We start from the raw sequence: 12,083 nt of genomic DNA on the forward strand, positions 1-12,083 counted from the left end.
TTATGTATGAGCAGTCTCCAATGTGTGCTTCATCCGCCTCGTTTCCGGGTTATGACCTGATCGGTGATGTGCATGGCTGTGGTGCGACGCTGGTTCACCTGCTGAATCTGCTGGGTTATCGCTTGACTGAAGGATGCTACCGCCATCCGGAAGGGCGCAAAGTGATTTTTGTTGGCGATATTATTGACCGTGGTCCGCGTATTCGTGAAGCGTTGAATCTGGTCCGTGCCATGGTCGACAGCGGCGAGGCGGAAATTGTCATGGGCAACCATGAATACAATATGCTCGCTTTCAGTACCCCGGGTCGTCCAGGTTCTGGGCGAGATCACTTAAGAGCGCATACGGAACGTCACTCACGAATTGTCCGTGAGACGTTGGAGCAGTTTGCCGGTCATGCTGATGAATGGGCCGATCATTTGCGCTGGTTTCAACAGATACCTTTAGCCCTAGAGAAAGACGGGCTGCGTGTGGTGCATGCTTGTTGGGATCCTCAATTGATGCCGCGTTTTCTGGCCCGCTACCCTGATGCGCGGATTGATGCTGATTTTCTCCATGCCTCGGTCGAGCCGGGCAGTTTTGAGTTCCACGTGATGGATCGCTGTACCCGTGGCTGCCACATGCCATTGCCGCCGGGGGTGCGTATTCATAGTGGTGATGGCTTTACCCGCAATAGTTTTCGCGTGCATTTCTGGGCTGAGAATCCCCAGACTTACGGCGATGTCGTTTTCCAGCCGGATAACTTGCCCGGTGATTTGGAAGACCAGCCGATTTCGGATGAAGACCGCGAGGCCTTGTGCTTTTATGGCCCTGATGAGCCTCATCTATTTGTCGGCCATTACTGGTGTGAAGGTTTTCCTGCCGTGGTTCGCCCCAATATCACCTGTGTGGATTATAGTGCAGTCAAGTTTGGTCGTTTGGTGGCGTATCGTTATGACGGCGAGGCCACACTCAGCGCCAAACGATTTGTCTGGGTGGATGTTCAAGGTGAGGAACGTCCCCCGATTGATGAGCTAGCGGCCGAAGGTGACAGTGCCCCTTGATGGGCCAGACCTGGGTCAATGCGGGCTCCCGACTGATAGGTCAATGCTTATGCAGAAGCTGATTACCTTGTCGTCTGCGGAAGATCCGATGCCCTTGTCCCGCCATTTATGGGCGGCGGGCATTGGTCATCGGATCTTGCCAGGTGAGCAGGGGCATGATGTTTGGTTGTTGGATGTCCGCCAATGGACGCGTGCTCAGGAAGTGTTATCAGCCTGGCATCATGGAGCACCGATGCCAAAGCGTGCGCCGAATTCCCTCTTGAAGGTGTCGGCACTGGTGCAGTTGTGGCGCCGTTTGCCGGTCACGATTTCGCTGATTGTCGTGTCGCTATTGGTCTCGGCGGGCATGAGTTATTGGCCTGGCGAGGTGTTGTTTGCCCAGTTGGCCTTCACGCCGCTTCAGTTCAGTGGTCAATATGTCACCATCTCGGGGCTGGAGACCATGTTAGCCTCCGGTCAATGGTGGCGTTTTATTACCCCTATCTTTATGCATTTCGGGCTCATGCATCTGATTTTTAATTTGATGTGGGTCTGGGTGCTGGGTGGGCGTTTGGAAGCGATTCAAGGGTCACGACGAACACTGCTGATCATTGTCTTAGCGGGTGTGCTCTCGAATCTCGCACAGTTTTGGTTTAATCCTACGGTACCGTTCGGTGGCGCTTCCGGTGTGATTTATGCCTATCTGGGCTATATGTGGTTGTGGGATCGGCGCCACCCGGAACAACCCTTGAATGTGCCGACGGCATTGGTGATTTTTATGGTCGGCTGGATGGTGTTCTGTATGACCGACCTAGCGGGTTCTCTGGGATTCCATGTCGCCAATGAAGCGCATTTGGGTGGATTGTTAGTGGGGTTGCTGCTGGCGCTGTTGCCATGTAAAACCTATCGTCGTTAAACCGGGCGTCGTTAAACCGAGCGTCGTTAAACCGAGCGCCGCTCACCACCGAATTGTATTGGGTTTATGGTTTTAATCTGATGGTTTTTATCTGATAGCGTTTAAACCGTTATGAAAGGTTGTGAAGCGTGTTGAGGCTGAGGAGTCTGCCATGAATTTTGAAAAAATGATCGACAATATGTCACCAGAGATTTACCAGGCCCTCAAGCGTGGTATTGAGTTGGGTAAATGGCCGGATGGCCGTCCTCTGAGCAGTGAGCAGCGTGAGTTGTGTATGGAGGCGGTGATTCGCTTTGAGGTACAAAATAATGTGCCGGAGCAGCAGCGTGTAGGCTATATCGATATGAGTCGTTGCGATAGCCATGATGGTGACTCCAATCTGGATGATCAACCGATCAAATGGATGAACTGATGGGCGTGAGTGGACACTTGCGCAAAATGGCGACGACCCATCAGCCTGCGTCTGATGGGCCCAATGTGCACTATCAGTTGCGCTTGGATGATCAGCAATGGTCTTTGATGTCCCTGCTGGGGCAGTCGATACAATTGATCTTCTCGGGTCAAATCCAGTGCATCCATTGTGGTCGGGCCACGCGTAAAAGTTTTAGCCAGGGTTATTGCTATCCGTGTTTTAAATCCCTCGCCCAGTGTGACAGCTGTATCGTGAAGCCTGAGACCTGTCATTATCATTTGGGGACATGCCGCGAGCCTCAGTGGGGGCGCGATCACTGTTTTCAGCCCCATGTGGTTTACCTGGCCAATTCCAGCGGCCTCAAAGTCGGCATTACCCGAGGCACGCAAGTGCCCACGCGCTGGATGGATCAAGGCGCTTCTGCCGCGCTGCCGGTGCTTCAGGTGCCCGATCGGTTGGCCTCTGGGCAGGCTGAAATGACCTTCAAAGACAGCGTCAATGATCGAACCGCCTGGCAGGCTATGCTCAAAAACCAGGTGCCTGATTTATCTTTGGAAGAAGAGCGCGACCGGTTATTGGCGGAGTATCATGACCGTTTATCAGCCTCGCTGGGCACTGCACCTCAGGTGTTGATTGAGTCGGTGCGTCATTTTCACTATCCCGTGTTGGAGTATCCGACCAAGGTGAAAAGCCTGAACCCGGAAAAATCACCGGTGATTGAAGGCACCTTGATGGGCATAAAAGGGCAGTATCTGATCTTGGATACTGGCGTGATTAACCTGCGTAAATTCGGCGGTTATGACGTGACGTTGCTGGCCGATGCGTTGACTGAGACCGATGATGAAACGGCGTCGCTCTCAATATCTGCATCGTCCGGCCAGACTTCTTTGTTTTGAAAATCGTTGTTTTAAAGATCAGGTTGAGTGCCCTGATGCGCATCGCCTAGCTGCGCAGCGGTGTCCGGGTCGGCCAGCATGCGCATCGACAGGTTGCCGTAGGTGTAGCTCATATGCCAAGTGTCTAACCCCTCGGGTTGAGCCCCTGCGGCGACCAGAAGCGGCAGAAAGTGCTCCGGCGTTGGGTGGTTCCGTTGAGCAAACGGCGCCTGTTGCTGCCACTGCTGTAAGCGCTCCCAGTGCCGCCGCTCAATCACTTGATGAACCCATTGGTCAAACTGCTGCACCCAAGGTGCTGTTGGAGTCCCTTCTGGTGCTAAAGCCCGTAGGTTGTGGGTGATGGCTCCGGTGGTCACCAACCAGAGATGGTGCTGACGGGCAAAGTCTCCCAGCACTTGCCCCAGTTGCCATAACTGCGCTGGGCTGAGGTCTTCCGGCAGGCTCACCGGCAAAGTGGGGAGGTCTGCCGTAGGGAAAGGCAGGCTCAACGGCGACCAAACCCCATGATCCAACGGCCGTTGATCATCTTTTTGGGCTTCAAAACCGGCCTGTTGCAGTGCCTGTTCAAGCGCGTGGGCGTGCTCGGGCAATCCCGGTGCGTTCCATTGCCTCTCATACAGGGGCGGTGGAAACCCATAGAAGTCATGCAGGGTGCTGTGTTGCGTGGCACTGCCAAGCTGGACCTGAGTGCCGCTGTGGGCCCAATGCGCCGATAAGGTTAATAGACCGGCTGGACGTGGCAGGTTGGCCAATCGTGTCAGGGCGCGTCGAGCGGCGACCTCTTTGAGGACCAAGTCTGGGCTGCCGTGAGAGATAAAGAAAGTTCGCATTGCACGCCTCTTCATTCGAATCATCTAAAATGTTGGCCGATTGATCGCGTGATCAGGCTCAAGGTTGAGCATCACTCGGGGCCAGAAGATGGGTTCAGTGTGCCATGCCCATCAGGGTTGATCAGCCCGTCTGCCGCTGAATGACTGTTTCCTATGAGTTAATAATCAACGCTTGGCCAAAGGGAATGGACTATTGCTTTCTCGTCTTGCGGCCCCCATCTTGACTATCATTCTGAATAAAATGCCGCCCTGATCATGGTGAGATCATCAGTGTCGATCAGGGCGTGGTGTCGATGACAGGGGAGACCGTTATGAATGCAATTCAGCCGGAAGCCGCGCAGCCTCAGGCGATTTATCTTAAAGATTATCAAGCCCCTGCGTTTTGGGTCGATCAGGTCAAGTTGGATGTCGCCTTGGATGATCATCAGACGCGTGTGATCAGCACTTTATCTTTACGCCGCAATGATCAGCGCGAAGCGGGTTTGCCCTTGGTCTTGAATGGTCAAGGGCTGACACTCAAGCGAATTGAGTTGGCCGGCCAGCCGTTGGCAGAAACGGATTACCAGTATCAAGAGGATCTGCTGACGGTGGCGCGTGTGCCCGATCAATTTACCCTGGTGACGGAGGTCGAGATTGATCCGGCCAATAATACAGCGCTGGAAGGGCTCTACAAATCCAACACCATGTTCTGTACTCAATGTGAAGCGGAAGGCTTCCGCCGCATTACTTTCTTCCCTGATCGTCCGGATGTATTGACGCGCTTTACCACTCGAATTGAGGCCGATCAGCAGCGTTTCCCCATTTTGTTGTCCAACGGTAATCCCATCGAACGCGGTGAGCTGGATAACGGGCGCCACTTTGTGACTTGGGAAGACCCCTTCCCCAAACCCTGCTATCTGTTTGCCTTGGTCGGCGGTAATCTTCAAGCGGTGAAAGACACCTTTACCACCATGAGTGGCCGTGAAGTTGCGCTGGAAATTTGGGTTGAGCCGGAGAATCTGCACAAGTGTGATCACGCCATGCGCTCACTGAAAGCCTCAATGCGCTGGGATGAGCAGACCTATGGCCGTGAATATGATCTGGATATCTTTATGATCGTCGCGGTTAATGACTTCAATATGGGCGCGATGGAAAATAAAGGGCTGAATATTTTCAACAGTGCCTGTGTGTTGGCCGAGCCCAAAAGTGAAACCGATGCGGCCTTCCAGCGCGTCGAAGGCGTTGTTGGACACGAATACTTCCATAACTGGTCCGGTAACCGCGTGACCTGCCGCGATTGGTTCCAGTTATCGCTGAAAGAAGGGTTCACGGTCTACCGGGATCAAAGCTTCTCGGCGGATATGAACTCGGCCCCGGTCAAGCGAATTGAAGATGTGGCCATGCTGCGGACGGCGCAGTTTGCTGAAGACGCAGGCCCGACCGCGCACCCGGTCCGGCCTGATCATTATATTGAGATCAACAACTTCTATACCCTGACGATCTATGAAAAAGGGGCGGAAGTCGTGCGGATGATGGCGGAGTTGCTGGGACGTGAGCGCTTCCGTCAAGCCACGGATCTTTATTTTGAGCGCCATGATGGTGAGGCGGCCACTGTAGAAGATTTTGTCGCTTGCATGGCCGAAGTCTCCGAGCTGGACTTCTCTCAGTTCATGCGCTGGTACCATCAGGCGGGGACGCCCAAGATTGAAGCCAGCGGCCACTTTGATGCCGATGCCCGCACTTATCAGTTGACTCTGCGTCAGCATACGCCCGCCACGCCGGGCCAAGCGGATAAATTACCTTTGCATATTCCGGTTCGAATGGGATTGGTCGGGCCCAATGGGCATGATTTACCGCTTGAACTTAACGGCGAACAGTTGGGCACGGAAACGGTGCTGCATTTGCGAGAAGCCGAGCAAACTTTCACCTTCCATAATATTGCTGCGGAACCGGTACCGTCGTTGCTGCGCGGCTTTTCTGCCCCGGTTAAGCTGGCCTTTGACTATAGCCGCGAACAGCTGGCGTTTTTGATGGCCCATGACAGCGATGGCTTTAATCGTTGGGATGCGGGACAGCGGTTGGCGGTATTGGCGTTGCAGCACTTGGTGAACCAGATTCAGGCGAATGAGCCGCTACAATTAGATCCGGCTTTGATTGAGGCCACACGGACACTGCTCAACGGTGAGATGACCGATAAAGCTGTTTTGGCTGAGATGTTACGCCTGCCTTCTGAGGCTTATCTGGCCGAGCAATATGAGCAGGTGGACGTCGATGCCATTCACAAGGCCCGCAGTTTTGCCCGTAAGGCGCTGGCTGATGCGCTTTATGATGATTTTCTACGCCTTTATAAGGTCAATCAGCGTGTGGGTGACTATGCGCCCGAGGCGAATCAGATTGCTGAGCGTAGCCTGAAAAATACCTGCTTGGGCTATTTGATGGCGCGTGAAGATGAAGCGACCATTGCTCTGACACAAGAGCAGTTTAACTGTGCCGACAATATGACCGATCAGCGCGCCGCCTTGACCTTGCTGGCGCATGCTGAAGATCCACGGCTAGGCGCCGAGCCGCTACGCCGCTTTGGTGAAAGCTGGGCGCATGATCCGCTGGTGATGGATCAGTGGTTCAGCCTGCAGGTGACACGTCCGCAAGCCGATGCGTTGGATCGCCTGAAAATGCTGATGGCGCATCCTGCCTTCTCGTTGAAAAATCCCAACCGTGTGCGGGCTTTGATCGGCGCTTTTGTTGGACAAAACCGGGTGAATTTCCACCGTCAGGATGGCCAAGGTTATCAATTATTGGCCGATGTGGTGATTGAACTCAATCGCTTGAATCCGCAAATTGCAGCGCGTCTGGTGATTCCGCTCACGCGTTGGAAACGTATGACGTCAGAGCGTCAGGACATGATGAAAGCACAGCTGGAAAGAATCCGTCAGGAATCCCTGTCACCGGATCTGTTCGAGATTATTGAGAAAGCCTTGGCGGCTTAATGGGCCACTGGTTTTTATCCCATAATGGGGGCGCTTCGGCGCCCCTTTTTTCGTTATGGCCTGACATGAATGGCTTGATGTTAATGGCTTGATGTTAATGGGTTGAGGTCAATGACGTTAGAGCAGATTACTCATAGGCCATATCTTCCAACTCAATGCCGTTGGTTTCACGTACCCATTTGAAGACGAAGATGATTGAGATCAGGGCACATAGTGCGTAGAAGCCATAAGCCCCGGTAAGACCGATGGAGGCGAGCATAATGGGGAAAGTGATGGTAATGGCAAAGTTACTGATCCATTGAAAGAGCCCTGCAATCGCCAGTCCTGAGCCACGGACTTGGTTCGGGAACATTTCCCCCAGCATGACCCACATGACCGGCCCCCAGGAAATATTGAAGAAAAAGACATAGGCATTGGCGGCCAGTAGGGCGATGACGCCCTGATCATCGGACAAGGTCAGCTGTCCATTCACAAAGGTGGCGGTTGAAAAAGCGTAGACCAACTGTAGTAAGGTGATGGCCATGCCCATTGAGCCGACCCAGAGCAACGGTTTTCGGCCTATTTTATCGATCAATATAATGGCGGCCAGGCAAGCGGCAATACTGACAGCGCCGCTGATGACGTTAATCATCAAGGCATCACTTTCAGAAAAGCCAACGGCTTGCCACAGCACGGCGCCGTAGTAAAAAACGACGTTGATCCCGACCAGCTGTTGAAATACGGCCAAACCAATACCGACCCAGACAATCCTCAGGACTTTGCCTGTTTGGGGGTTAATCAGGTCTCTGAGCTGAGGCCGATGTTGTTGGGAAAGGGAGTTATGAATCTGTTGTTGGCGCTCTTGGGCTTGTGGGTTGTTGTAAATCATGTTGAGCACATGATGGGCTTTGGTGTGATGGCCGGCGCTGACCAGAAAACGTGGACTTTCTGGAATAAACAGTAATGCAATCAAGAAAATGCTGGCGGGAATGAGCTCCATCCAGAACATGCAGCGCCAAGCTTCATATCCAAACCAAAGGGGCGTGGTTGAGCCTCCGGCCAGGTCTGCCAGGATGTAGTTATTAAGGAAGGAGCAAAATAAGCCGCCGATAATGGCGACTTGTTGAATGGTCGCAAGTCGGCCGCGCAGATGTGAAGGCGCAATCTCACTGATATAAGCCGGTGACATGACACTGGCGGCGCCGACGGCTAGCCCGCCGAGAATGCGGTAGATGACGAAATCGATAGAGCCTGTCGCGATGCCGGATCCCCAGGCACTGACAATAAAAAAGACGGCGGCCACTCTTAACAGGGTTCGTCGACCAAAGCGATCGGCCAGGCGCCCAGCAAAAAAGGCCCCAACGGCACAGCCCAACAGCATTGAGGCGACATTAAAGCCTGTGCCCACACTGTCGGAGCCAAACGCCTGCTGTAAACCATCGACAGTGCCGTTGATGACGCCACTATCAAAGCCAAATAGAAAGCCGCCAATCGCGGCGACCAAACAGGTGGCGAGCACCAGCATGGCACGTTGAGTATCGCTATAGACGGGAGTGTTAGAGGTGATCGGTGCATCATGATGGGTCGATGCGTCATGGTGAATCGAGTTATCACTGTGAACTGACATGATCCTTCTCCTGCTTGTTATTGTCGTTGTATGAGCAGTGTTGTCCTTGTCTTGAGGGGGGTTAGCACCAGCCTGCATCGACAAAGTAACTGTGCCCAGTGCATCCTGCGCTGTCAGCGGCGGCGAGAAAGAGCACCATGGCGGCGAGGTGCTCGGGTTGTAGACGAAGCTTGATGGCCTGACTGTTGAGAATCTCTTGTTCTCCCTCCGGGGTATACCAGCGTTTTTGGCGGGGTGTTTCTACGTTGCCGGGAATGACGCAATTCACACGAATATTGTCTGGTCCTAGCTCACGCGCCATGGCGCGGGTGAATCCCTCGATACCGGCTTTGGCGGTTTCATAAAGCGATAGATTCTCCAGCCCGAGATGCCAGCTGATGGAGCCAAAATTAATGATGTTGCCGCGGCCTTGCGCTTTCATATGGGGCACCAGGGCTTTGGTCGCAAAAATCATATGACGTAGATTGACGTTGATATTCTGATCCCAGTATTCAGGGGTGATATCCGCCAGTGAATGACGATCATCCCAGGCGGCGTTATTGATCAGAATGTCGACTGTGCCAATGCGGGCCAGAGTGGCCTCAAGTTGAGCGAGATCGGTGAGATCACAGGGATGAAACGTGATCTTGCCTTGATGGCCTTCAACCGACGCTTTTGCCGTCTCGACTAAGGCGTGTGATTCAGTCTCTACAATATCAAGGAAGTGAACATCGGTCTGTTGTTTGACAAAAGCTTTGACTATTCCGGCGCCAATGCCTGAGCCGCCGCCGGTAATGACCACCTTTTGGTCTTTTAAGCTAGGATAAATCGCGCTATTCATACCGTTTTAGCTCCTTTTGTCTGGTGTTGGGCGCTTATTGTTTGCGGCTTGTTTTTGGTTAGTTCAATTAATTTACTAATTCAGATTTGTTGATCTTTGACTTAGCGTCCATAAGACCTTGGTTAAAGTCTGCTAAAAGGTTTTGAATTTCAGTTTCTTGCAATGAAAGAAAAAGGTCGAAGATCAGGAGAGGGCAATATTGGCGTCAAGTTTGCACCGTCAACCGGTGGGCTTTTGATATATTGGTGTCTTGATATATCGGTGCGTTGATATATTAAGAGTTTGATGTTTTTACTCATGTTTTTACTGAGGTTTTTCGAGCCCCATGGTCAGTGCTTTCTCCCCTCAATCCGCCGGTGATTTGAACTTCCTCAAAACGCTCAATCGCAGTGCGGTGATCAGTCATGTTAGGCGCTATCCAGGCGCGACCCGGGCGGATATTGCATCACGGACTCAGTTGACCAAAGCGACAGTGGGCAGTGTGGTTCAAGGGCTACTGGATCAGGGGTGGTTGTGTGAGGGGGAGCTGCAGCCCCGTGGCGAAGGGCGTCCCGGACGGGCACTTTATTTGGATGATACCCACCATGTGTTATGGGGCGCTGATATCGGCGTTAAAAGCTTGCGTCTCGTCGCTTGTTCGCTGACCGGCCAACATTTGATTGAGCACCATGATGCTGAAGCGCCGACGACACCTGAGGCGACGATGAAACGGCTTGCTGAGCTGTTAAACCAGTTGCAACAGCGTCCTGAGGTGGCCGGCCGTGAAATACTCGGGCTCGGGGTGACGGCACCGGGGCCGGTCTCTCCTCTCATACCGGTATTGCGATTGGCGCCGAATATCCGCTGGAGCGACGTGGCATTATTGGATGTGTTAGATGAGGCCGGTTTGACGATGCCGGGTGTCCGTTTGTTAGACAATGAAGCCAATGCGGCGGCCTTTGGTGAGTTTTATTTCCATGCTGGGACACCGCCCGAATCGCTGGTGTATATCAGTGCGGGGACTGGGATCGGTAGTGGTTTGGTCACCGGTGATGAATACCCCTTGGTGCCGCGAGGCGTGCAAGGTTTATTGGGCGAAATTGGACATACGGTTTTGCAACCCGGAGGCCTCTATTGTCATTGTGGTAACCGGGGGTGTGCTGAAACCTTAGTCAGTGGTTGGGCGATTCGTGCTGCGCTTGGCTTGGATGAAAATGCTGATCTGGAAAAAGAGGTAGGCTTAAAAAGTCATGAACCTGGGGTGCAGCATGTGTTAGCACGGGCAGGTGAAGCCTTGGGGGTGTTGATGTTAAATCTGCACCATACGTTAAACCCTGCCACCATGGTACTGGGCGGCTCACTACTGCGATTAGGCGAAGCCCTGACGCAACCGGCATTGGCTTATTTTGAAGCCCATCAAAATGATCTCTTAAGAGAATCTCAGCATATTCCGATCAAACTGATTGAAGACAGCACCTATACCGCCGCCCGAGGTGCAGCTGCCCAAGTGATGGCCAAAGCCGTACTGGATGTGTAGTGCGTGCGGGTTTGGGATGACGAGGTTTATTTCGATTCGCCTTCGTCGATATGCGCTAAGGCTTTAAACGTTTGAATAAGCCATTCGATTTTAGGGTCATGCTGGCGAGTTTTATGCCAGTAGAGGGTGAGTTGATAGTCAGGTACGGCTAGTGGTAGCGGTTCGATGTGCACCGGTAAGGTTAAACGCTGGGCATAGTATGCTGGAAGGGCCAGTAGATAGTCAGTGCCGGGTAGGAAGTCTGGCGCCGCTAAGACACTGGTGGTTTTGAGACCGATGTGGCGCTTTTTCTTATGCTTGGCCAGTGTGATATCCACAATGCCGCGAGGCTCGTTCCAGGGCGTCACCAGAATATGGGGATAGCGCAGGAATTCGGATAAACTCAACCCCTGAGTCGGAATCGGGTGCTGACGACAACGTACACTCACATAATGATCTTTTCGCCATAGGTGAGACACCAGACTTTCTGGGACTTTCAAGCCGTGATCAAAGCCGCAGACTAAATCAATGTCGCCTCGCTCAAGTGCTGTTTCGGGGATGCGGCTTTCCAGGTGTAAAAACTCAATTTGAATGGCCGGGTAAGTGCGGTTGAGGTCGCGCATCAAGGGGCGTAGACACCAACCGGTATAGTCGGTTGCGGCGATACGAAATAATTGCGGTTGTGTGGGATCAAAAGGTTGTGCACTGGCTAAGCCCTGAGTGAGTAATTGCAGGCCGGGTAACACGCGCTCGGCTAAGTGGCGAGCATGGATGGTCGGGTGCATACGCTGATCAATACGCACAAACAGTTCATCTCCTAAGCGCTCGCGCAATCGCTGCAGGGCATGACTACAGGCCGATTGGCTCAGGTTCAATGCCTCTGCCGTTTGGGTCACCGAGCCGGTTTCGTAGAGGCTGGCAAAGAGCTTGATCAGGTTCAAATCTAGATTTGGATAAGCGGCCATTCATCATCGACTCTTAACAGGGGATATTAGAATGCAGGCGATGCATTGATTGACTTGAATCTATGCATTCGCCTCATAGTGAGGCTCAGCTTACACTAGTCGCTCACGACATCAACAGCGGATGGCTGTTGAATGGGCATTCAATAAAGATGTAATAA

General features: G+C 52.9%; 10 protein-coding genes. 6 read left to right on the forward strand and 4 right to left on the reverse strand.

Translation table 11 applies throughout. The features are described 5' to 3' along the window. The first annotated feature begins 2 nt into the window (after positions 1-2). The 4 genes from BFW38_RS03555 to BFW38_RS03570 all read left to right on the forward strand — a co-directional run bounded on the left by BFW38_RS03555 (position 3) and on the right by BFW38_RS03570 (position 3,243). Complete coding sequence (locus tag BFW38_RS03555) at positions 3-1,040, forward strand: metallophosphoesterase (protein ID WP_245686056.1); 1,038 nt, start codon at positions 3-5, stop codon at positions 1,038-1,040. A 49-nt stretch (positions 1,041-1,089) separates the two neighbouring features. After that, on the forward strand, positions 1,090-1,935 hold the full coding sequence (locus BFW38_RS03560; RefSeq protein ID WP_069000179.1) for a rhomboid family intramembrane serine protease: 846 nt from the start codon (positions 1,090-1,092) through the stop codon (positions 1,933-1,935). 151 nt (positions 1,936-2,086) lie between these two features. Next, positions 2,087-2,347, forward strand: a complete 261-nt coding sequence (locus tag BFW38_RS03565) for a YeaC family protein (RefSeq protein WP_068997153.1) — start codon at positions 2,087-2,089, stop codon at positions 2,345-2,347. Further along, positions 2,335-3,243 (forward strand): DUF2797 domain-containing protein, encoded by a 909-nt coding sequence (locus BFW38_RS03570; RefSeq protein ID WP_068997154.1) that lies wholly within the window; start codon positions 2,335-2,337, stop codon positions 3,241-3,243. The genes BFW38_RS03565 and BFW38_RS03570 overlap by 13 nt, the downstream gene beginning before the upstream one ends. A gap of 11 nt (positions 3,244-3,254) precedes the next feature. Here BFW38_RS03570 and BFW38_RS03575 read toward each other — a convergent pair whose 3' ends face one another. Further along, a complete protein-coding gene (locus tag BFW38_RS03575; RefSeq protein ID WP_068997155.1) occupies positions 3,255-4,073 on the reverse strand; it encodes a DODA-type extradiol aromatic ring-opening family dioxygenase in 819 nt (272 codons plus the stop codon). Between the two features lie 311 nt (positions 4,074-4,384). Between BFW38_RS03575 and pepN the strand changes: the two genes are divergently transcribed. After that, entirely contained in the window at positions 4,385-7,039 is a 2,655-nt protein-coding gene (gene pepN, locus BFW38_RS03580) for an aminopeptidase N (protein ID WP_068997156.1), read from the forward strand. Between the two features lie 127 nt (positions 7,040-7,166). On the opposite strand, the gene BFW38_RS03585 is transcribed toward pepN, so the two are convergent. Both BFW38_RS03585 and xylB read right to left on the reverse strand, forming a co-directional pair. After that, complete coding sequence (locus BFW38_RS03585; protein ID WP_084004432.1) at positions 7,167-8,645, reverse strand: sugar porter family MFS transporter; 1,479 nt, start codon at positions 8,643-8,645, stop codon at positions 7,167-7,169. A 61-nt stretch (positions 8,646-8,706) separates the two neighbouring features. After that, positions 8,707-9,465: a D-xylose 1-dehydrogenase gene (gene xylB / locus BFW38_RS03590; RefSeq protein ID WP_068997157.1), complete on the reverse strand. Its 759-nt coding sequence runs from the start codon at positions 9,463-9,465 to the stop codon at positions 8,707-8,709. Between the two features lie 325 nt (positions 9,466-9,790). Here xylB and BFW38_RS03595 point away from each other — a divergent pair, with 325 nt between their 5' ends. Further along, on the forward strand, positions 9,791-10,981 hold the full coding sequence (locus tag BFW38_RS03595) for an ROK family transcriptional regulator (protein WP_068997158.1): 1,191 nt from the start codon (positions 9,791-9,793) through the stop codon (positions 10,979-10,981). 26 nt (positions 10,982-11,007) lie between these two features. Here BFW38_RS03595 and BFW38_RS03600 read toward each other — a convergent pair whose 3' ends face one another. Next, complete coding sequence (locus BFW38_RS03600; protein WP_068997159.1) at positions 11,008-11,925, reverse strand: LysR family transcriptional regulator; 918 nt, start codon at positions 11,923-11,925, stop codon at positions 11,008-11,010. Positions 11,926-12,083: the final 158 nt, after the last annotated feature.

This window comes from Terasakiispira papahanaumokuakeensis (assembly GCF_001709345.1).
GTDB classification, from domain to species: domain Bacteria; phylum Pseudomonadota; class Gammaproteobacteria; order Pseudomonadales; family Halomonadaceae; genus Terasakiispira; species Terasakiispira papahanaumokuakeensis.